The 20,140-nt window shown below is 73.2% G+C and carries 20 protein-coding genes; 4 read left to right on the forward strand and 16 right to left on the reverse strand.

Annotation, left to right across the window (positions count from 1 at the left end; translation table 11 throughout):
* Positions 1-7: 7 nt before the first annotated feature.
* The 5 genes from AC1DWH_RS02890 to AC1DWH_RS02910 form a co-directional block, all read right to left on the reverse strand.
* Positions 8-856 carry a hypothetical protein gene (locus AC1DWH_RS02890; RefSeq protein WP_477092399.1) on the reverse strand — a complete coding sequence of 283 codons (849 nt, stop codon included), beginning with the start codon at positions 854-856 and terminating at the stop codon, positions 8-10.
* Between the two features lie 105 nt (positions 857-961).
* On the reverse strand, positions 962-3,706 hold the full coding sequence (acnA, locus tag AC1DWH_RS02895; RefSeq protein ID WP_477092400.1) for an aconitate hydratase AcnA: 2,745 nt from the start codon (positions 3,704-3,706) through the stop codon (positions 962-964).
* A gap of 208 nt (positions 3,707-3,914) precedes the next feature.
* Positions 3,915-4,085 carry a translation initiation factor 2 gene (locus tag AC1DWH_RS02900; RefSeq protein ID WP_477092401.1) on the reverse strand — a complete coding sequence of 57 codons (171 nt, stop codon included), beginning with the start codon at positions 4,083-4,085 and terminating at the stop codon, positions 3,915-3,917.
* Positions 4,086-4,164: 79 nt separating this feature from the next.
* A complete protein-coding gene (locus tag AC1DWH_RS02905) occupies positions 4,165-5,433 on the reverse strand; it encodes a class I SAM-dependent RNA methyltransferase (RefSeq protein WP_456843922.1) in 1,269 nt (422 codons plus the stop codon).
* Positions 5,423-7,426: an APC family permease gene (locus tag AC1DWH_RS02910; protein ID WP_456843921.1), complete on the reverse strand. Its 2,004-nt coding sequence runs from the start codon at positions 7,424-7,426 to the stop codon at positions 5,423-5,425. Before AC1DWH_RS02910 ends, AC1DWH_RS02905 begins: the two co-directional genes overlap by 11 nt.
* A 95-nt stretch (positions 7,427-7,521) precedes the next feature.
* Here AC1DWH_RS02910 and AC1DWH_RS02915 point away from each other — a divergent pair, with 95 nt between their 5' ends.
* Positions 7,522-8,169, forward strand: a complete 648-nt coding sequence (locus tag AC1DWH_RS02915; RefSeq protein WP_456843932.1) for a potassium channel family protein — start codon at positions 7,522-7,524, stop codon at positions 8,167-8,169.
* On the forward strand, positions 8,166-8,840 hold the full coding sequence (locus AC1DWH_RS02920; protein WP_477092402.1) for a potassium channel family protein: 675 nt from the start codon (positions 8,166-8,168) through the stop codon (positions 8,838-8,840). Before AC1DWH_RS02915 ends, AC1DWH_RS02920 begins: the two co-directional genes overlap by 4 nt.
* Here AC1DWH_RS02920 and AC1DWH_RS02925 read toward each other — a convergent pair.
* From AC1DWH_RS02925 to dut, 4 genes are all read right to left on the reverse strand, one after another.
* On the reverse strand, positions 8,773-9,549 hold the full coding sequence (locus AC1DWH_RS02925) for a DUF3159 domain-containing protein (RefSeq protein WP_477092403.1): 777 nt from the start codon (positions 9,547-9,549) through the stop codon (positions 8,773-8,775). The genes AC1DWH_RS02920 and AC1DWH_RS02925 overlap by 68 nt on opposite strands.
* A complete protein-coding gene (locus AC1DWH_RS02930; protein ID WP_456843918.1) occupies positions 9,542-9,910 on the reverse strand; it encodes an OB-fold nucleic acid binding domain-containing protein in 369 nt (122 codons plus the stop codon). The genes AC1DWH_RS02925 and AC1DWH_RS02930 overlap by 8 nt, the downstream gene beginning before the upstream one ends.
* Positions 9,907-10,662: a DUF3710 domain-containing protein gene (locus AC1DWH_RS02935; protein WP_477092404.1), complete on the reverse strand. Its 756-nt coding sequence runs from the start codon at positions 10,660-10,662 to the stop codon at positions 9,907-9,909. Before AC1DWH_RS02935 ends, AC1DWH_RS02930 begins: the two co-directional genes overlap by 4 nt.
* Positions 10,663-10,726: 64 nt before the next feature.
* Positions 10,727-11,197 (reverse strand): dUTP diphosphatase, encoded by a 471-nt coding sequence (gene dut / locus AC1DWH_RS02940; protein WP_456843916.1) that lies wholly within the window; start codon positions 11,195-11,197, stop codon positions 10,727-10,729.
* 38 nt (positions 11,198-11,235) lie between these two features.
* Here dut and AC1DWH_RS02945 point away from each other — a divergent pair, with 38 nt between their 5' ends.
* A complete protein-coding gene (locus AC1DWH_RS02945; RefSeq protein WP_477092405.1) occupies positions 11,236-11,688 on the forward strand; it encodes a DUF3093 domain-containing protein in 453 nt (150 codons plus the stop codon).
* Positions 11,689-11,752: 64 nt separating this feature from the next.
* On the opposite strand, the gene AC1DWH_RS02950 is transcribed toward AC1DWH_RS02945, so the two are convergent.
* The 3 genes from AC1DWH_RS02950 to AC1DWH_RS02960 form a co-directional block, all read right to left on the reverse strand.
* Positions 11,753-12,052, reverse strand: coding sequence for a DUF4193 domain-containing protein (locus AC1DWH_RS02950; RefSeq protein WP_056090713.1), 300 nt, complete (start codon positions 12,050-12,052; stop codon positions 11,753-11,755).
* A gap of 157 nt (positions 12,053-12,209) precedes the next feature.
* A complete protein-coding gene (locus AC1DWH_RS02955) occupies positions 12,210-13,040 on the reverse strand; it encodes an inositol monophosphatase family protein (protein ID WP_477092406.1) in 831 nt (276 codons plus the stop codon).
* Between the two features lie 12 nt (positions 13,041-13,052).
* A complete protein-coding gene (locus AC1DWH_RS02960) occupies positions 13,053-13,685 on the reverse strand; it encodes a trimeric intracellular cation channel family protein (RefSeq protein WP_456843913.1) in 633 nt (210 codons plus the stop codon).
* Between the two features lie 112 nt (positions 13,686-13,797).
* Here AC1DWH_RS02960 and sepH point away from each other — a divergent pair, with 112 nt between their 5' ends.
* On the forward strand, positions 13,798-14,841 hold the full coding sequence (gene sepH / locus AC1DWH_RS02965) for a septation protein SepH (RefSeq protein ID WP_477092407.1): 1,044 nt from the start codon (positions 13,798-13,800) through the stop codon (positions 14,839-14,841).
* A gap of 19 nt (positions 14,842-14,860) precedes the next feature.
* On the opposite strand, the gene AC1DWH_RS02970 is transcribed toward sepH, so the two are convergent.
* From AC1DWH_RS02970 to AC1DWH_RS02985, 4 genes are read right to left on the reverse strand one after another with little or no spacing between them, the layout of a single operon-like run.
* Complete coding sequence (locus tag AC1DWH_RS02970) at positions 14,861-15,502, reverse strand: thymidine kinase (RefSeq protein WP_477092408.1); 642 nt, start codon at positions 15,500-15,502, stop codon at positions 14,861-14,863.
* Complete coding sequence (locus AC1DWH_RS02975) at positions 15,502-16,704, reverse strand: alkaline phosphatase family protein (RefSeq protein WP_477092409.1); 1,203 nt, start codon at positions 16,702-16,704, stop codon at positions 15,502-15,504. Before AC1DWH_RS02975 ends, AC1DWH_RS02970 begins: the two co-directional genes overlap by 1 nt.
* The gene (locus tag AC1DWH_RS02980; protein ID WP_456843909.1) at positions 16,701-17,276 is read right to left on the reverse strand and encodes a DUF5998 family protein; all 576 of its coding nucleotides are present in this window, start codon (positions 17,274-17,276) and stop codon (positions 16,701-16,703) included. The genes AC1DWH_RS02975 and AC1DWH_RS02980 overlap by 4 nt, the downstream gene beginning before the upstream one ends.
* A 49-nt stretch (positions 17,277-17,325) precedes the next feature.
* The gene (locus AC1DWH_RS02985; protein WP_477092410.1) at positions 17,326-20,049 is read right to left on the reverse strand and encodes a GNAT family N-acetyltransferase; all 2,724 of its coding nucleotides are present in this window, start codon (positions 20,047-20,049) and stop codon (positions 17,326-17,328) included.
* Between the last annotated feature and the right edge of the window lie 91 nt (positions 20,050-20,140).

The raw sequence follows: 20,140 nt of genomic DNA on the forward strand, positions 1-20,140 counted from the left end.
TCGCTCGCTACCCCACCGCGACGGAGACGACGACGTCGTCGACGCCGGCGACGACGCTGACGTCGGTGACGGACACGCCCGCCGGGAGCAGGGCGGCGAGGTCGATCCTGCGGCCTGCCACGGCCGCGATCCTCGATCGGAACGGCGCGACGAGCGCGCTCACGATCGGGTTGCTGCTGGAGATCTCCGCGTCGCGGACCGAGAGCACGAGCGCGTCGTCGATCCGGGCCTCGGCCGTCACCTCGACCGCGGCGCGCACGACGCTCTTCCTCACCGTCGCCTCGGCGCGCACGGACAGCGCGCGCGGCCCGAGGTTCTCGAGCTCGATGTCGAGGGCGGTCAGCGTGAACCCTCGCTTCCTGAGCTCGTCGCCGAGCATCGCCCGCGCCGCGGCCTCGATGTCCTTCCGGGGCGCGGAGAACCGGGCCGTACCCACCACCGGGGCGCTCTGGGACGGTGGCTGCACCTCGATGACCAGCTCGTCCTTGGAGCTGGTGGCCCAGGCGAAGGGCACCTCGCTCATGACGATGTCGACGTCCACGGGAACAGCCGCGACGGACACCGGGTGGGCGGCGACCTCGAGCCTGTGGAGGACCGCCGGCTCGCGGTGCGCGACCTCGACGGCGGAGGGGCGCACGGGGTGCGGTCCGTCGAGATCGATCGCGACGCCGGAGGCATCGACGACCAGTGCCGAGATGTCGGCGCCGTCGAGCGACGCGGTGACGACCACCTGGTCCAGCCCGCGAGCACCGGGCTCGCCGAGGGTGGAGAGGAGCTCTCGGACCCGGCCGGCGATCTCCGCGTCGCTGGTGGGCCGCGGGGCCGGACCGAACGGGACCTGGCGCTCATCGGTCATCCCGCGAGGCTAGGCCGCGCCGTCCGCCCTCACAACGCGTGGCCACCCGTGCCCGAGCACGCCGCGAGCCCGGCCCGACCGGGACCGGGCTCGCGGACGAGTGCGTCAGGCCTTGACGAGCGAGCGCAGGACGTACTGCAGGATGCCGCCGTTGCGGTAGTAGTCCGCCTCGCCGGGGGTGTCGATGCGGAGCACCGCGTCGAAGGCCACGACCGTGCCGTCGGCCTTCGTCGCCGTCACGGCCAGCGTGCTCGGCGTGGTGCCCTCGTTCAGCGCAGTGACGCCGGTGATGTCGAACGTCTCGGTGCCGTCCAGGCCGAGGGAGTCGGCCGACTCCCCCTCCGGGAACTGCAGCGGGAGCACGCCCATCCCGATGAGGTTGGAGCGGTGGATCCGCTCGAAGCTCTCGGTGATGACCGCCTTGACGCCCAGCAGGCTGGTGCCCTTGGCGGCCCAGTCGCGCGACGAGCCCGAGCCGTACTCCTTGCCGCCCAGGACGACCAGCGGGATGCCGGCGGCCTGGTAGGCCTGCGAGGCGTCGTAGATCGACGACTGCTCACCGGTGAGCAGGTTCTGCGTGAACCCGCCCTCGACGCCGGGGACCAGCTGGTTGCGCAGGCGGATGTTGGCGAACGTGCCGCGGATCATGACCTCGTGGTTCCCGCGGCGCGAGCCGTAGGAGTTGAAGTCGCGACGACCCACGCCGTGCTCGGCCAGGTACAGGCCCGCGGGGCTGTCTGCCTTGATCGAGCCGGCCGGGCTGATGTGGTCGGTGGTGACCGAGTCGCCCAGCTTGGCCAGCACCCGCGCGCCGTGGAAGTCGACGACCGGCGCGGGCTGCGCCGGCATCCCGTCGAAGTAGGGGGGCTTGCGCACGTAGGTCGAGTCCTGGTCCCACTCGAACGTGTCGCCCTCGGGCGTCGGCAGCGCGCGCCACCGGTCGTCGCCCGAGAACACGTCGGCGTAGTCCTTGGTGAACATCGCGCGGTCGATCGAGGCGTCGATCGTGGACTGCACCTCGTCCGGCGTCGGCCAGATGTCCCGCAGGAAGATCGGCTGCCCGGCCTCGTCGCGGCCCAGCGGGTCCGACTCGAAGTCGAAGTCCATGGTCCCGGCCAGGGCGTACGCGATGACCAGCGGCGGGGAGGCCAGGTAGTTCATCTTGATGTCGGGGTTGATGCGACCCTCGAAGTTGCGGTTGCCCGAGAGCACGGCGGCCACGGCGAGGTCGTGCTCCTGCACGGTCTCCGAGACCTTCTCGTCCAGCGGGCCCGAGTTGCCGATGCACGTGGCGCAGCCGTAGCCGACCAGGTGGAAGCCCAGCTTCTCGAGGTACGGCCAGAGGCCCGCCTTCTCGTAGTAGTTGGTGACCACCTGCGAGCCGGGCGCCATCGACGTCTTGACCCACGGCTTGGCCGTCAGGCCCTTCTCGACGGCCTTCTTGGCGACGAGCGCCGCGGCGATCATCACCGACGGGTTCGACGTGTTGGTGCAGCTCGTGATCGACGCGATCGCGACCGCGCCGTGGAACAGGTCGAACGAGCGGCCCTGCGTGTCGGTCGTCGGGTACACGCGCATGGCCGACGAGGTGATCGCAGGCGAGTCCGACGCGGGGAACGACTCGCGCTCGGCCTCGTCGACCCCGTTGGTGACCTCGGGGGCGTAGGTGGGCAGGTCGCGCTGGAACTGCTCCTTGGCCCGCGACAGCTCGATGCGGTCCTGCGGCCGCTTCGGGCCGGCGATGGACGGGACGACCGTCGACAGGTCGAGCTCGAGGTACTCGGAGAACACCGGCTGGACGTAGCTGTCCAGCGTCGGGTCCAGCCACATGCCCTGCTCCTTGGCGTACGCCTCGACGAGCGCGACCTGCTCGTCGGAGCGCCCGGTCAGGCGCAGGTACTCGATCGTCACGGAGTCGATCGGGAAGATCGCGGCGGTCGAGCCGAACTCGGGGCTCATGTTGCCGATGGTGGCGCGGTTGGCGAGCGGCACGGCCGCGACGCCCTCGCCGTAGAACTCGACGAACTTGCCGACGACGCCGTGCTGGCGCAGCTTCTGCGTGATGGTGAGAACGATGTCGGTTGCCGTGACGCCCAGCGGGATGGTGCCGGTCAGCTTGAAGCCGACGACCCGCGGGATGAGCATCGAGACGGGCTGGCCCAGCATGGCCGCCTCGGCCTCGATGCCGCCGACGCCCCAGCCCAGCACGCCCAGGCCGTTGACCATCGTGGTGTGCGAGTCGGTGCCGACGCAGGTGTCGGGGTACGCGCGACCGTCGCGGACCATGACGACGCGGGCCAGGTACTCGATGTTGACCTGGTGGACGATGCCGGTTCCCGGCGGGACGACCTTGAAGTCGTCGAACGCCGTCTGGCCCCAGCGCAGGAACTGGTAGCGCTCGCGGTTGCGCTCGTACTCCAGCGCCACGTTGCGCTCGAACGCGTCGGCGCGGCCGGCCACGTCGATCTGCACGGAGTGGTCGATGACCAGCTCGGCGGGCGCGAGCGGGTTGATGCGGCTGGCGTCGCCACCCAGGTCGACGACGGCCTCACGCATGGTGGCCAGGTCGACCACGCAGGGCACGCCGGTGAAGTCCTGCATGATCACGCGGGCCGGCGTGAACTGGATCTCGGTGTCGGGCTGGGCGTCCGGGTCCCACTCGGCGAGCGCGCGCACGTGGTCGGCGGTGATGTTCGCGCCGTCCTCGGTCCGCAGGAGGTTCTCGGCGAGCACCTTGAGGCTGAACGGGAGCTTCTCCACCCCCGGCACGGCCGAGAGGCGGTAGACCTCGTAGGAGGCGTCACCGACCTCCAGTGTTCCCTTCGAACCGAAGCTGTCGACGCTGCTCACGGGGGCTCCTTCGCTGGCGAGTCTGCCGGTGGTGCTGCCGGGGATGGGGGTCACCCGGGCCGCTGGGCGGTGCGACCTCCCAGCCTACGGGGGCCGGGGTCGCGAACTATCTCGACATCAAGATACATGCTCGCGGGCCCCCGCGCACGCGCGTCCACGTCGGCGTGGCGCGCGCCCGCGGGGGCCCGGCGGCGTGCGTCGGTCGTGCTCAGTGCTGGGCGGCCTGCTCCGCGTCGACCGCGTCCTGCGCCTTGCGCTCGGCCTCGATCGCGCGCTGGTGCGACCGCGGGTCGTAGTCGGGCGTGCCCTGCTTGTGCAGCTCCTGGGTGACCAGCCGCTTGGCCTCCGCCAGCCGGCTCACCGCATCCTTCTCGCTCACCGTGCCGCTCCCCTCTGCCGGGCCGCGCGGTCCGGCGTCTCCTCCCACGCTAGCCCGCTGCACCACCGCCCGCACCCACTCATCGGGTCAGGACAGCGACCGCCTCGAGGTGGTGCGTCATCGGGAAGAGGTCGTACGCCTGCAGGTCCGCCAGCGCGTACCCGGCGTCGGCGAACAGGGCGATGTCGCGGGCCAGGGCCGCCGGGTCGCAGGCCACGTAGACCACGCGCTCGGGGCGCAGCTCGGTGATGCCGGCGACCACCTTGCGACCGGCTCCCGTCCGGGGCGGGTCCAGGACGACGGCGTCGGCGTGCACGACGTCGGAGTCGGAGTCCACCCGGCCGGAGAGCACCTGGGCGACGTCACCGGAGTGCAGCTCGACGTTGGCGCGGGAGTGCAGGTTGCGGCGTGCGTCCTTCACGGCGCGTGCGTCACCCTCGACCGAGACGACCTCGCCGGTCTCGCCCACGGCGTCGGACAGCGGCGCCGTGAACAGCCCGGCGCCCGAGTAGAGGTCCAGCACGGCCGCACCGTCGACGTCCCCGAGCCCGGCGAGCACCGCGGCGACGAGCAGGTCCGGCGCCTCGCGGTGGACCTGCCAGAAGCCGGCGCCGGCCACGCGGAAGTCGTAGCCGACCTCGCCGGACTGGACGTGCTCCTTGACGGCCGTGCGGGCGTTCGGGCGCCCGTCCATGCGCCCGCGGCCCACGTCGAAGGGCGCGCCGTCGACCAGGACCAGCGGCGCGTCACCGCTCGACGGCGCGATCGCCTCGACGCGCGCGCCACCGGACCAGCGGCGACCGAACAGGTCGAGCGCCGCGATCGCCTCGTTGGCCAGCGGCATCGAGTCGAGCAGGTGGATGTCGTGCGACCGGAAGCCGTGCATGCCCGCGCGACCCTCGGCGTCGGTCACCAGGTCGATGCGCGTGCGCCAGCCCAGCCCGCCGCGCTCGTCGTCGCCGGGCGCGGCCTGCACCGGGACCTCGAGGTCGAGCTTGGCCAGCCGCCGCAGCTGCTCGGCCAGGACCGCCGCCTTCCACGCCCGCTGCGCAGGCAGGGCCACGTGCGCCAGCTCTCCCCCGCCGACGCCGCCGGGACCCGCAGCCGGCCACGCCGACTCGACCCGGTCCGGGGACGCCTCGAGGATCTCCACCGCATCGGCGCGCCAGAACTTGGCGGTGTCCCCGGCGTCCGTCAGACGCGCCCGGACGCGCTCGCCGGGCAGGGTGTGCCGGACGAAGATCACGCGCCCGTCGTGCCGAGCCACGCAGTGCCCGCCGTGGGCCACCGGCCCGATCTCGAGCTCGACGAGGTCGAGCGAGCGGTCGTCTGCAGTCTCAGTAGCCACGCGGAACGGTACCCCGGACGGGGTCCTCGAGCCCCGTCTGCCCCTCGGAGGACGCCAGCTGCCACGGCACCGAGGCCACGACGACGCCCGGCGTGAACAGCAGCCGGCCCTTGAGCCGCAGCGCGCTCTGGTTGTGCAGCAGCTGCTCCCACCAGTGCCCGACCACGTACTCGGGGATGTAGACGACCACCAGGTCCCGCGGGCTGTCCCGCCGGATCGAGCGGACGTACGTCAGCACGGGCCGCGTGATCTCGCGGAACGGCGAGTCGAGCACGCGCAGCGGCACGGGGATGCTGAGGGCCTCCCACTGCTCGCGCAGCGCGACGACGTCCTCGGGATCCACCCCCACCGTGACCGCCTCGAGCACCTGCGGCCGGGAGGCCCGGGCGTAGGCCAGCGCCCGCATGGTCGGCCGGTGCAGGTGCGAGACCAGCACGATCGCGTGCACCCGGCTGGGCAGGGCCCGGGCCGACTCGGCGTCGGCGCCGAGCGCGAGCTCCTCGCGGACCCGCGCGTAGTGCCGGTGGATCGACTGCATGAGCACGAACACGACGACCATCGCCAGGATCGCGATGTACGCGCCGTGCGTGAACTTGGTGATGAGGACGACGACGAGCACCGTCGCGGTCATCACCAGGCCGACCGAGTTGATGATGCGCGAACGCTTCATCTGCGCGCGGGTCGCCGGGTCCGGCTCGGTGCGCAGGTGCCGGGTCCAGTGCCGGACCATGCCCAGCTGGCTCACCGTGAACGACACGAACACGCCGACGATGTACAGCTGGATCAGGCGCGTGACCTCGGCGTCGAACGCGATGATCAGCACGATCGCGACCAGCGCGAGGGTCACGATGCCGTTGGAGTACGCCAGCCGGTCGCCGCGGGTGTGCAGCTGCCGTGGCAGGTATCCGTCGCGCGCCAGGATCGAGCCGAGCACGGGGAAGCCGTTGAACGCGGTGTTGGCCGCGAGCACGAGGATGAGACCCGTGACGATGGCGACGAACACCGCCATCCACGGGACGCTGTGGAACACGGTGGACGAGAGCTGGCTGATCACGGGGTGCTGCACGTAGGACTCGCCGACGGGCACGCCGTTCTCCAGCAGCTGCGTCTGCGGGTCGTCGGCGAACATCACGCCCGTCGCGCGCGCCAGCAGCAGGATCGCCATGATCATCGTGATCGAGAGCCCGCCGAGCAGCGCCAGGGTGGTGGCCGCGTTCTTGGACTTGGGCTTCTTGAACGCCGGCACGCCGTTGCTGATGGCCTCGACACCGGTCAGCGCCGCACAGCCCGACGCGAACGCGCGCAGGATCAGGAAGAAGCCGGCCAGGCCCGTGAGGCCCTGGTCGAAGGCAGCGGACGGCGCCAGCTCGAACTTCGCGCTCTCCGCCATCTGCAGGTTGCCCGTGAACAGCTGGATCGCGCCGACCAGGGCGACGGCGCCGATCGCGAACATGAACAGATAGACCGGGATGGCGAAGAGGCTCCCCGACTCCTTGACGCCCCGCAGGTTGGCGACCGTCAGCAGGACCACCAGCCCCACCGCGAACGCCGCCTCGTGCCCTCTCAGCGGCGGGAACGCCGTGGCGGCGTACTGGGCGCCCGACGAGATCGACACGGCCACCGTGAGCACGTAGTCGACCAGCAGCGCGCTGGCCACGGTCACGCCGGCGTTCGGGCCGAGGTTGGTCGTGGCGACCTCGTAGTCACCGCCGCCGGAGGGGTACGCGTGCACGTTCTGCCGGTACGACGCGACGACGACCACCATCACGAAGACCACCGCGAGACCGACCCACGGCGAGACGACCAGAGCGGCCGCACCGGCGAGGGAGAGCGTCAGCAGGATCTCGTCGGGCGCGTACGCCACCGACGAGAGTGCGTCCGACGCGAACACCGGCAGCGCGATGCGCTTCGGCAGGAGAGTGTGGCCGAGCAGGTCACTGCGGACGGGACGTCCGAGCAACAGGCGTTTGGCGGCATCCGAGAGGTCCGACACGATGCGCAATGCTAGGCCCGCCGGGAGCCCACCACACCACACGCACCGGCGAGCCCCGTCACGGTATAGCGTGCCGCACTGTGCACTTCGTGATCATGGGATGCGGCCGGGTCGGGGCGACCCTCGCCAAGAGCCTCGAGGACAACGGACACTCCGTCTCGGTCATCGACCAGAACCCTGAGGCGTTCCGACGCCTGGTCGACTTCGGCGGGAACAAGGTCACCGGCCTCGGTTTCGACCGCGACACGCTCACGCAGGCCGGCATCGAGGACGCGTTCGCCTTCGCCGCCGTCTCGGACGGCGACAACTCGAACATCCTGGCCGCGCGGGTGGTGCGCGAGACGTTCGGCATCGAGAACGTCGTCGCCCGGATCTACGACCCCCACCGCGCCGAGATCTACCAGCGGCTCGGCATCCCCACCGTGGCGACCGTGACGTGGACGGCCCACCAGGTCCTGCGCCGCCTGCTGCCCATGGGCGCCTCCGACGAGTACCGCGACGCGTCCGGCCAGATCCAGCTCTCGCAGATCGACATCCACGAGGGCTGGGTGGGCAAGCCGCTGCGCACCCTCGAGGAGGCCAGCGGCGCCCGCGTCGCGTACGTCACCCGCTACGGCGACGGCATCCTGCCGACGTCCACCACCGTCCTGCAGGAGAACGACACCGTGCACGTGCTCATGCGGGCGGACTCGTCCGCCCTGGTCGAACGCGTCCTCACCACACCCCCGGCGGTGGAGGCATGAGGGTCGTCATCGCGGGCGCCGGCTCGGTCGGCCGCTCGATCGCACGCGAGCTGCTCGGGCACGGCCACGAGGTCACGCTCATCGACCGCCAGCCGTCCGCCATGCGGGTGTCGCAGGTCGCCGACGCCGACTGGCTGCTGGCCGACGCGTGCGAGCTCCCCACGCTCCGCCAGGTCAAGGCCGAGGACGCCGACGTGGTGGTCGCTGCGACCGGCGACGACAAGGCGAACCTGGTCATCTCGCTGCTGGCCAAGACGGAGTTCGGCGTCCCCCGCACGGTCGCGCGCGTGAACAACCCGAAGAACGAGTGGATGTTCGACGAGGCCTGGGGCGTGGACGTCGCCGTGTCGACGCCGCGCATCATGACGGCCATGGTCGAGGAGGCCGTGACCGTCGGCGACCTGGTGCGGATCTTCACGTTCCACCAGTCCCGCGCGGACATCCTCGAGCTCACGCTGCCCGAGGACTCGCCGCTCGCGGGGGTCCGCGTCGGTCAGATCGAGTGGCCGGCCGACACCGTGCTCGCGTGCATCGTGCGTGACGCGCGACCGATCGCGCCCAGCGCCGACGACACGCTCGAGGGCCGGGACGAGCTGCTGTTCGTCACGGCTCGGGAAGCGGACGAGGCTGAGCTGGAAGCGCTGCTGACCCGCGGACCACGAGCCAGCTGACCCAGAGCGCCAGCGCGGTCCCCGGCAGGCCCATGACCAGCTTGGCCGTGCCCAGCCACGTGACCTCGGAGCTGAGGTACAGCGGCAGCTGGACGGCCAGGCGCAGGCCGAAGAGGGCGACGAACGGCAGCGTCGCGAGCGCGTAGCGCCTGCGCAGCGGTCGGTCGTGCCGCCAGGCGACGGCCCCCGCCCACGAGCCGCCGTCGTTGAGGGGGCCCGCCTTAGAGAAGAGCCCGACGACGAGGCCGACCAGCGGCCAGCCGACGAGCACGGTGAGCAGCGTCCCGAGGAACCACGAGACGTTCACCCACAGCCCATAGGCGAAGAAGTCCTTCGCGTTGCCGGTCTTCCACGCCCAGAACACGCCGATCGCGACGCCGAGGAAGCCGCCGAACGCCATCGTCGGGGGCTGGCGCTGCACGAGCCGCACGACGACTGTGATCACCGCGGCCGCCAGGGCGACCACGAGCGCCGGCGCGAGCCGCTGCCCGGCCGCGACGAACACGACGACGAACAGCAGGCCGGGCGCGACGGACTCGACGATCCCCCGCGTGCCGCCGACGGCGTCGGAGGCCGAGAACGTGTCCGACGCCAGCACGCGCATGCCCCGCACCGGGCCGTCCTGCGGGTCGACGACGTCGTCCACGGCCTCCAGGAGGCGTTCCGCGTCGTCCGGCTCCCGCGGGTCCCCGGTCCCGGGCTCACTCACCGGGACGCGGCCGCAGCTCGTATCGCGGGTTGAACACGGTGCGCCGGCCGTCGATGAGACACACGAGGCCCTCGATCTTCAGGCGACGGCCGGGCGTGACACCGGCGATCTCGCGGCGGCCGAGCCAGACCAGGTCCAGCGAGCCGCTGCCGTCGTACAGCTCCGCCTCGAGCGCCGGGACGCCCTCGCGCGGGCGCAGCGTGACGGACCGGATGACACCGGAGACGCTCGCCCGCGAGCGGTCCGTCAGCTGGTCGACCGGCGTGCAGCCGACCGAGCGGTGCGCGTCGGCACGCTCCTCGTCGGCCTCGATCTCAGCCTGGGAGGCGACCGCCTTCTTCAGGCGTTCCTTGAGGCTCATCGGATCTCCGTGATCTCGGGGCCGCGGGTCAGCGGGTCGAAGTCCGGCGTCGCGGGCGTGCCCTCCGACGGGGCGGCGGGCTCGAGGTTCGGCGTCCCCGGACCGGGGAGCCGCAGCGTCAGCAGGTCACGCGGCGGGCGGGCGTCCGTGCCGCGCACCACGACGATGCCGGCGAAGAGCTGCTCGAGGGCGGTCGCGGCGGCGGGCTCCACGGCCGCGCGCCCGGTGATCACGCCGCGCACGAACCACCGGGGGCCGTCCGCGCCGATGAACCGGGCCGGCCGGTGGCCGGTGCGGCCCTCGGGGGTGCGAACCGGCAGCCGGGCCAGGAGCTCGCGGCCGAACGGCCCGGGCAGGTCGTCGGCCGAACCACCCTGCTGGGTGACGGACTCGGCGATCTCCGCGCGGATCTCGTCCCAGATGCCCTCGGTGCGGGGCGCGGCGAACGCCTGCACCTGCAGCGAGGAGCCGTCGAGCAGGATCGACGCCGCGGAGACGACGTCGGTCGCCTTGTCGATCTCCATCCGCAGCTCCATGCCCTGGAGCCCCGGCAGCAGGATCGCCCCGAGGTCCACCCGCGGGAGGTCGTCGTCGACCTGCGAGGAGTCCCAGGGGCCGCCCGTGCGTGCGACGGGGGCGGGCGGCTCGACGTCGGTCTCGTCGTCGACCGTGCTCGTCGCGTCGACGTCCTCGGCCTCGGTCACCGCGTCATCGGTGGCGGGATCCTTCCCACCACGCCGGAACAGCGCCACGTGCTCACTCCTCTTCGACGCGCTCGCGCGCATCAGTTGCCTACGTCTCGACAGTAGTCCCGACCTACGCGGTCGGTGCAGCCTTCCAGCCGCCGCTGGAGCCGAAGCCACCCTCGCCGCGGTGCGACCCGGGCAGCTGCTCGACCTCCACGAAACGCACCCGCTCGACGCGCTGGACGACCAGCTGCGCGATGCGGTCGCCCCGGTGCAGCTCGAGCGCGTGCTCGACGTCCGTGTTGAGCAGGGTCACGGCGATCTCGCCGCGGTACCCGGCGTCGACGGTGCCGGGCGCGTTGACGATCGTCAGCCCGTGCCGCATGGCCAGGCCCGAGCGCGGGTGCACGAACGCCGCGAACCCGTCCGGCAGCGCGATGGCCACGCCCGTGGGCACGGTCACCCGGCCCTGCGGCGGGATGACGACGTCGATCCTGGAGACCAGGTCGGCGCCGGCGTCACCGGGGTGCGCGTACGCCGGTGCGGGCAGGTCGGGGTCGAGGCGCAGCAGGAGCACCTCGGTGCTGGGGTCGGCCGTCACGGGGCCAGACCCTACCCGCCGGATGGGATGCTGGGTGCATGCCCCCCGCGCACACCACCGCACCCCCGTACGCCGAGCGGCTGTGGCTCGGTCCGCTCGGCTGGGTGCTGCTCGTCGTCTTCGCGCTGATGATGTCGATCGCGTTCATCCCGGTCGACGTGCGGCTCGCCGCCGTGATCGGGCTGGCGGTCGTCGGCGTCGGCGCTGCGGTGCTCGTCGTCGCCGCTCCCCGGGTCGAGGTGACGGACGGGACGTTCCGCGCGGGCTCCGCACGCATCCCCGTGAGCCTGCTCGGCGCGGCGGTCCCGCTCGACGCCGCCGCCACCAAGGCCGAGCTGGGGCCACGCCTCGACGCCCGCGCCCACCTGGTGCTGAGGGGCTGGATCCACACGGCCGTGCGCGTGGAGCTCCGGGACCCGCAGGACCCGACGCCCTACTGGGTCGTCTCCACCCGCCACCCGGCCGAGCTCGCCGCAGCCCTGCACGCCTGAGGGCCGGTCACCCCGTCGTGCGGGATGACCGGCCCTCAGGTCAGTCGTGGTTCGGTGGAGCTGCTCAGGCGGCGCACTCGGAGCAGACGGGTCGACCGTCGCGCTCGTAGGCGAGCTGGCTGCGGTGGTGCACCAGGAAGCAGCTCGAGCAGGTGAACTCGTCCGCCTGCCGGGGCAGGACGCGCACAGAGAGCTCCTCGCCGGACAGGTCCGCGCCCGGGAGCTCGAACCCTTCGGCCGCCTCGGTCTCGTCCTCGTCCACCACGCCCGAGTTCTTGTCGGAGCGCCGAGCCTGGAGCTCCTGGAGCGAGTCCTCGCTCAGGTCCTCCTCGGTCTTGCGCGGGGCGTCGTAGTCGGTAGCCATGTGTGGCGTCACACTCCGTGTCTGGATGGAATCTCGTACGCGGATCAATGCAGGCGACGTGCTTTTTGTTCCCGCGCGGTGGGATTCTGCACCACTTTCGAGCCACGAGCGAACCGGACGCGCGACCATTTTCGTCACACCTGCCGTGGGAGCGTTTTCAGGCGTCGGAATCGGCGCCGAGGCCCTCCAGGAGGGCGATCAGCTCCGTCACCCGTTCGGCCGAACCGGCCACGGTCATGGACTCCTGCGCCGGCTGCCCGCGCAGGCCCGTGACCTGCGCACCTGCCTCCTGGGCGACCAACGCGCCGGCGGCGAGGTCCCACGGCTGCAGACCGCGCTCGAAGTAGAGGTCGAGCCCCCCGGCCGCGAGGGTGCACAGGTCCAGCGCGGCCGATCCGACGCGACGAATATCACGTACCTGCGGCAACAGTTCTGAGACGATCCGGGCCTGCGACCGCCGCCGGGCGGCTGTGTATCCGAAACCCGTGCCCACCAGGGAGTCGATCAACGGTCGCGCCGGGTTCGCGTGCAGCTCGCGCCCGCCGAGCCGCGCCCCGAACCCGCGCCCCGCGGTGTACGACCGACCGTCCTCCGGGGCGAACACGCAGCCGGCCACGACGGTCCAGGATGCGGGCTCCGGAGGGCCGACGACCGCCGCGACCGACACGGCGTACGCGGGCAGCCCGTAGAGGTAGTTGACCGTCCCGTCGATGGGGTCGACCACCCAGGTGATCCCGGAGGTGCCGCTCTCGAAGCCCTCCTCCTCGCCGAGGATCCCGTCGTCGGGGCGCAGATCGGCGAGCCGGCGACGCAGCAGCGCCTCGGACGCGAGGTCCATCGCCGTCACCACGTCCTGGGCGCTGGACTTGGTCGCCGCGACCGACACGTGCTGCCGCCGGCCCTCGAGGATCAGTGCGCCGGCCTCGCGGGCCAGGGTCTCGGCCACGGCGACGAGCGGGCGGACCTGGTCGGGATCGTCGGGGTTCACCCGCTCATCCTGTCAGCGGACGGTGCCGCGCCACGGACCGGGAGCCTTGAGCTGGTAGCGCAGGGCGAGCACCCGCAGGGCGAAGATGGCGACCACGACGGTGACGCTCGTCGCGGTGGTCAGCGCGCCCTGCCACCAGAGGACGGCCGTCGCCGTCGAGCCGAGCAGGGCCGGGATCGCGTACAGCTGTCGGTGGTGCAGCACCACGGGGACCTCGCCCGACAGCAGGTCGCGCAGCACTCCCCCGCCCACCCCGCTCATCACCCCGACGATGACGGCCGCGGTGAGGGTCGTGCCGTACTCCAGCCCCTTGGTCGTCCCGACGACGCTGAACAGCGCGAGCGCGCCCGCGTCGAGCACCACGATGAACCGCCGCGCGCGCTCGAGCCGCGGGTGGAAGAAGTAGATGAGGGCCGCGCCGGCGACGGCGGTGACGATGAAGCGCCAGTTCGAGATGCCGACGGGCGGCACCGCCCCGATGAGCACGTCCCGCAGGATGCCGCCGCCCAGCCCCGCCGCCCAGCCGAGCACGAGGATGCCGAAGACGTCGAACTGCTTGCGCACGGCGGCGAGCGCGCCGGACATCGAACCGACGAAGACCCCGACGAGCTCGAGGACCGGTTCGAGGGGGATGTCGGTGTCCACGCGGGGAATCATCGCAGCGACGGCCCGGCAGCCGATGCGCGGCGCACCGTCCGGGGTGCGCGCCGTCGCGGCCGATCGGTGGCAGGCTCGTGCCGAGTTACCGGGAGGTCGCATGGGTGAGCTGGAGCTGGTGGGTCTGCACGAGGACGGGGAGCATCTCGTCCTGGTGGCCCCGGACGGGGCGCGTTTCCGCCTGCGCATCGACGAGCCGCTGCGGGCCGCCGTGCGTCGTGACCGACCGCAGCTCGAGCAGCTGCGCGCGGAGAGCGCCGGCACGCTCAGCCCCCGGGAGATCCAGGCGCGCATCCGCGCCGGCGCCACGACGCAGGAGGTCGCGGACGACGCGGGCCTGCCCATCGAGCGCGTGCGGCGGTACGAGGGTCCGGTGCTGGCCGAGCGCGAGCACATCGCCGAGCAGGCCCGGGGCACGCGCGTCGGTCGTGACATCGGCGCGCCGACGCTCGGCGACCTGGTGACGGACCGGCTCGCTGCGCGCGGCGTCGACCTCGGATCGCTCGCCTGGGACGCCGCCCGCGACGCGTCCGGCCCGTGGGTCGTGCTCGCGCGGTTCGCCGTCGGCGACGCCGAGCACGAGGCCCGCTGGACGTTCGACCCGGCCAAGCGCACCGTCGTGGCCGACGAGGACGAGGCCCGCTGGCTCTCCGAGACCGAGATCGCGGACGAGCCCGTCTCGCGGCGACACCTCGCGGCGGTCCGCGACGTCGTCTTCGACTTCCAGGGCGACGTCCCGACGCTGCGCCAGGACGACAACGAGCCCGTGGAGCCCGTCGAGCCGACGCCCGACCCGCACGAGGAGACCGCGTCCCTGCTGGACGACCTGCGCAGCCGCCGCGGCGTCCGCCAGGCCGTCGAGCTCGGCGACGAGGACGACGACGACGCCGAGGCGTTCGAGGGGTTCGGCCCGCAGCACGCGTTCGACTTCGGCCGGCTGGACAGCTCGGTACCGGGCGCGCACCCCGTCGACGCCCCCGACGAGGCCGTCGTCTATCCCCCGCCGGCTGCCGTCCCCGCGCCGGTCACCACGCCCGCCGCGCCCGCGGCCGAGCACGACGAGACCGAACGGCCCCGTGGCCGGCGCGGCCGCGCCAAGGTGCCCAGCTGGGACGAGATCGTCTTCGGCGCGAAGCCCGAGTAGGGCTCAGGGCTCCAGCGGCTCAGCGGCTCAGCTCGACGCTGGTCGACGACGACGCGCGGGCGGCCGCGGCCGTCATCCGACGCATGTGGTGCCGGCGGCACAGGACCTCGTAGGCGACCTCGTCGGCATCGGCCTCGACGTCACCGACCACCACCTGGGCACCCTCGACGACCATGGTGCCGCCGATCGTCCGGGCGTTGTGCGTGGCCCGAGCGCCGCACCAGCACAGCGCGCGGACCTGCAGGATCTCGACCCGGTCGGCCAGCTCGACCAGCCGGGCGGCACCGGGGAACAGGCGGGCCCGGAAGTCCGTCGAGATGCCGAACACGTAGACGTCGACCGCGAGCTCGTCGACGACGCGGGCCAGCTGCTCGACCTGGGCGGCCGTGTAGAACTGCGCCTCGTCGCCGATGAGGTAGTCGACGGGCTGCCCGTGCGTCCGCCGCGAGATGACGTCCGACCAGAAGTCGGTGGTGTCGTCGACCTCGTGGGCGCTCTGGGTCAGGCCGAGCCGCGAGGAGATGGTCGCGGCGCCGGCCCGGTCCTGCCGGGTGAACAGCACGCCGTCCCGGCCCCGGGCCGCGTGGTTGTGGTGCATCTGGAGCGCGAGCGTCGACTTGCCGCTGTCCATGGTGCCCGAGAAGAAGACGAGCTCGGCCATCAGGCGACCACCACGCACGGGACGAGCATCTCGAGGCGGGTCAGGGACCCGTGCACGCCGACGAGGTCGAGCGAGGCCGGCGTCTGGGTCCGCGAGTCCACGACGGTCGCCCGGCCGGTCATCGCGACGACCACGTCGCCGATCACCGGCCGCACGTGCGGGGAGATCTCCCCGAACCACGACTCGGCAGCAGCCTCGGCCCGCGTGACGACGACGGCCGACCCGCCCAGCACGTCGCGCCAGCGGTCGGCCACGGTCACCGGGTCGACACCGCGTGCGAGGTGCAGGTGCAGCGCGCGAGGCTCACCGGCGACCAGCTCGACGCCCTCGCCCAGGGCCCGGTCCGTGGCGACGTCCCAGCGCTCCGCGCGGTCCACGTCGACCATGCCGTGGTCGGCGGTCACCAGCAGCACGGTGTCGCGGGGCAGCATCCGCGCGAGCCGCCCGAGCTCGCTGTCGAGCGCGGCGAGGGCGTCGCCCCACTGCCACGAGCCCCAGCCGTGGTGGTGGCCCGCCTTGTCGACGTCCCCCCAGTAGAGGTAGGCGACGCCCGGCTTGCGCAGCGCGTCCACCGTCGCGTCCACGCGGGCCTCGAGGGACTCGGCCGCCCGGTAGGTCGGGCCGCGCAGGGCGGCCTCGGTCAGCCCCGAGCCCGAGAACCGCGCCGGACCGATGCTGGTCACCGTGGTCCCCGCCGCGACGAGCTGCTCGAACACGGTGAGCTCGCGCTGCCACTCCCGGGCCGGGGGCAGTCCCGTCCAGCTGACCAGGTTGCCCAGCTCGCCCGTCGCGGGGTCCCGGACGGTGTAGCCCAGCATCGCGGTGCGACCGGGCGGCAGCGCGACGCCGAAGGTGCCCATCGCGGTCGCCGTCGTCGACGGGAACGTGCTGGTCAGCGGTGTGGAGTCCCCCAGCCGTCGGCGCAGGAAGGGGGCGTGGCCGGCGCGCTCGGCGAGGTTCGCGTGGCCGAGCCCGTCGACCAGGACGACGCACACCCGGGAGGCCGACGGGAGGCTCAGCATCGCCTGGGACAGAGCGGCGTCCGGCACGGAGTCGACGCCGATCGCGCCGGCGACGGCGGGCAGGACGCGACCGAGGCACGGGTAGAGCGAGTTCGGCGCCACAAGATCGGCAGCCGCGAGCTCCGCACGCAACCGTGGCGACGTGGAGGTCAGCGACGTCGGCGCCTCGAGGTCCGTCATCGCGCCCGGGCGCTCGCCGCCGACAGCTGCCGGGCGAAGGCCGTGGCCGCGCGCACCGAGTCGACCCCCTCGGCCGCGGAGCTCACCCGGACCACGACGTCGTCGGGCGCGAGCGTGCCGGTCAGGCCGTGGTCGGCGTCGCAGCTGGGGTCGCCGCAGGTGGCCGGCTCCAGGTCGACGCGGGAGACGGCACCCCAGCCGATCACGAGCGTGAGCTCCTGGGCGGGCTGGCCGGGCACGTGCTTCTCGGGCAGCGGCACCACGTGCGTCAGCGCCACGGACGTCAGCTCGGCCAGCGGCACGGCCTCGGTCGTCGCGGACGCCGACGCCGACGGGTGCTCGGAGTCGGCCGGGTGGTCGTCGACGTGGGCGACGACGAGGCGCGTGGGCGTCAGGACCAGCACGGTGACGTGGCGGCGCACCTCGGCGGCGTCGAAGGTCGTCTCGGGATGGACCAGGTGAGCCACGATCTCTTCGTCGGCGAGGGCTACGTCGAGCACGTCGACGACGAGCTCCGGGTAGTAGCCGGCACGGTGGAGATCGTGGTGCAGGGCGGGAGCAGCAGCGGGCACCCGCCCATCCTCCCACCTCAGGGGCCGACTCCTGCGAGTTCGCACGGCGTCACACCCTCGACAGCCGTCGGGTGGCGTCCGCACGGTCCGCCCGGGACACGGCAGCGCGGGCGCCGAGCACCACGACACCGTGCTCCCAGACCACCACGGGATTGAGCTCGAGCGAGCGCAGCTCGGGCAGATCGTCGGCGAGGACGGCGACCCGGGCGACCAGGTCCTCGAGCGCGGCGACGTCGAGGGCCGGCAGTCCGCGATACCCGAAGAGCCGGGGCGCGGCCCGGGCCGTGCGGATCAGCTCCGCGACGTCGACGTCGGTCAGCGGCGGCACGCCGTACGCGATGTCGCCCAGCAGGTCCGAGGCGTCGCCGGCGAGCCCGAAGCTGATGATCGGGCCGAACAGGGGGTCCTCGACGCTCCGCACGACGCAGGCGGAGCCGCGCGGCGCCATCACCTGCACCTCCAGCGGCTCGTCGTCGTCGGCGCCCTGGTGACCGGCCGCGAGCGCGAGCACCTGGGTGACGTCGGTGCGCAGCTGGGACTCGTCCGCGATGTCGAGCCGCACGCCGCCCAGGTCGGCCCGGTGGCGCAGAGCCGGGACCGTCGTCTTGAGGGCGACTGGCCACCCGAGCTGCTCGGCGGCTGCGACGGCCTCGTCCGCGTCGTGCACGCGGGTGCTCGGCAGCACGGACACGCCGACCGCCGCCAGGAGCTCGGCCGTCCGGGCGCTGTCGAGCGCGAGCGCCTGCCCCGGCTCCTCCGCGGCCAGCCAGCCCGCCACCAGCCGGCGTGCGACGCGCGTCTCCGCACCGGCCGGGTGCAGCGGCCGACCGCGGTCCCCGGCGCGCCACCCCGCGTACCGCGCGGCGTGTCCCAGCGCCAGCGCCGCGTCCTCGGGGGTGCTGTACGCCGGCACGGTCCACTGCCGGCCGTCGTCGTCCGCCGCGGTGAGCTCCGGCGTGAGCCCGTGCAGGTCGTACATGCAGGCGACGGTCGTCCGCCCCGACCGCGCCGCCGCGCGCGCCACGGCCTCCTGCAGCGCGACGTCCGGGCCGCCGACGGTCGGGATCCGCACCACGACGACCACGTCGCTGTCCTGCGTCGCGTAGAGCTCCTCGACGGCCGCCCGGACGCGGTCCGGCGACGCGTCCTCGGGCAGCAGCTGGACGTGCCCGCTGACCACCAGACCAGCGGCCGCCACGGCCTCGGCGACGAGCGCCGCGACGGACGCGGAGCTGGCCAGGATCGCCGTACGCCGCCCCGCCGGCAGCGGCTGGTGCGCGAGGACCTGGGCGACGTCGAGCATCTGGTGCGTGTTCTCCACCCGGACCACGCCCGACTGCCGCAGCATCTCGGCGAGCGTGCGGGGCGGGGCGTGGGTCGGCCGCACCGCGTGGCCCGGCGGCACGACCTGCCCGGAGCGACCCGCCGTGACCACGATCACCGGCTTGATCAGCGAGAGCCGCCGCGCGACGCGGGAGAACTTCCGCGGGTTGCCCAGGGACTCCAGGTACAGGCCGACGACCTCCGTGCCGTCGTCGTCGGCCCAGAACTGCATGAGGTCGTTCCCCGACACGTCGGCGCGGTGCCCGGCCGACACGAACTGCGACAGCCCGATCCCCCGTCGTCGGACCGCCGCCAGCACCGCGACGGCGAGCGGCGCCGACTGGCAGAACAGGCCGATCCGGCCGGGCGCCGGCGGCGTGCTGGCCAACGACGCGTTGAGCTGCAGGCCGCCGGACCGCGTCGAGACGATGCCGTACGAGCCGGGCCCCACCACCCGCATGCCCGCGCCGTGGGCCGCCCGCAGGAGCGCGCGCTGCCGGTCCAGGCCGTCGGGCCCCTCCTCGGCGAACCCGGCGGTGAGCAGGACGACCCCGCGCACGCCGAGCCGGGACAGGCCGCGCACCACGTCCGTCGCCTCCTCGGCGGGGACGGCGACGACGGCGAGCCCGACCGGCCCGGGCACGTCGGCGAGGCGCAGGTCCGAGGCCGTCCCGTGAACTCCCACTGCGTGCACGGCGACCGACGGGTCCCCCGCGAGCAGGTCGGCCAGGACGCTCGCGGCCAGCCGCCCTGCGAACGTCTCCGCCCGCTCGGCGCCCGGCCCCACGACCACCACCGAGTCCGCGTGCAGGAGGTCCCGCATCGAGCGCGCCTCGGCCCGGTGCTCGCGGTCCGCCATCACGGCGAGCGACCGGTCCGTCGGGTCGATGTCGAACCCGACGGCGACGATGCCGTCCTCGGTGACCTGGCGGACCTCGTAGCCCGCCTCCCGGAACACCCCGATCATGCGGCCGTTCTGCGGCAGCACCTCCGCGACGAACCGGCGCACGCCCCGCTCCCTGGCCGCCGCGGCGAGGTGCTCGAGCAGCACCGACCCGAGCCCGCGCCCCTGGTGCGCGTCGGCGATGTTGAACGCCACCTCGGCCTCGTCGTCGCCGATCCGGTCGTACCGCGCGACCCCGATGATCTGCTCGACCGCGTCCGGGTCGGCCCCGCTGGAGACCGCCACGAGCGCGACGCGGTCGACGTGGTCGACGTTCACCAGTCGCTCGAGGTCCCGCTCGGGGAGCCGCTCGAGCGGGGCGAAGAACCGCAGGTAGGTCGACCGCTCGGACTGCGCGACGTGGAACGCCTGGAGCGCGTCGGCATCGGTGGGTCGCATGGGTCGCACGTGCGTGGTCGACCCGTCGTGCAGCACGACGTCCGCCTCCCACGAGGCCGGGTACGCGGGCACCGGTCGCGGGAGGCCGTCAGCCGTGACGTCCGCCATGAGAGTCACGCTAGTGCGGCGTGCCGCCCCCCGTGGCCTCAAGTCAGCGCGCCGCGGCCCGTCGGAGCGCCGGCACGGTCCACAATGGTCG

It is taken from the genome of Cellulomonas sp. P2_F12 (assembly GCF_056403775.1).

Excerpts from the sequence above, each read along its gene's own strand:
- AC1DWH_RS02890 (WP_477092399.1), bottom strand. The coding sequence starts at position 856 with ATGACCGATGAGCGCCAGGTCCCGTTCGGTCCGGCCCCGCGGCCCACC.
- AC1DWH_RS02915 (WP_456843932.1), top strand. The coding sequence starts at position 7,522 with ATGGGATGCGGCCGGGTCGGGGCGACCCTCGCCAAGAGCCTCGAGGAC.
- AC1DWH_RS02920 (WP_477092402.1), top strand. The coding sequence starts at position 8,166 with ATGAGGGTCGTCATCGCGGGCGCCGGCTCGGTCGGCCGCTCGATCGCA.
- AC1DWH_RS02930 (WP_456843918.1), bottom strand. The coding sequence starts at position 9,910 with ATGAGCCTCAAGGAACGCCTGAAGAAGGCGGTCGCCTCCCAGGCTGAG.
- AC1DWH_RS02945 (WP_477092405.1), top strand. The coding sequence starts at position 11,236 with ATGCCCCCCGCGCACACCACCGCACCCCCGTACGCCGAGCGGCTGTGG.
- AC1DWH_RS02950 (WP_056090713.1), bottom strand. The coding sequence starts at position 12,052 with ATGGCTACCGACTACGACGCCCCGCGCAAGACCGAGGAGGACCTGAGC.
- sepH (WP_477092407.1), top strand. The coding sequence starts at position 13,798 with ATGGGTGAGCTGGAGCTGGTGGGTCTGCACGAGGACGGGGAGCATCTC.
- AC1DWH_RS02970 (WP_477092408.1), bottom strand. The coding sequence starts at position 15,502 with ATGGCCGAGCTCGTCTTCTTCTCGGGCACCATGGACAGCGGCAAGTCG.
- AC1DWH_RS02975 (WP_477092409.1), bottom strand. The coding sequence starts at position 16,704 with ATGACGGACCTCGAGGCGCCGACGTCGCTGACCTCCACGTCGCCACGG.
- AC1DWH_RS02985 (WP_477092410.1), bottom strand. The coding sequence starts at position 20,049 with ATGGCGGACGTCACGGCTGACGGCCTCCCGCGACCGGTGCCCGCGTAC.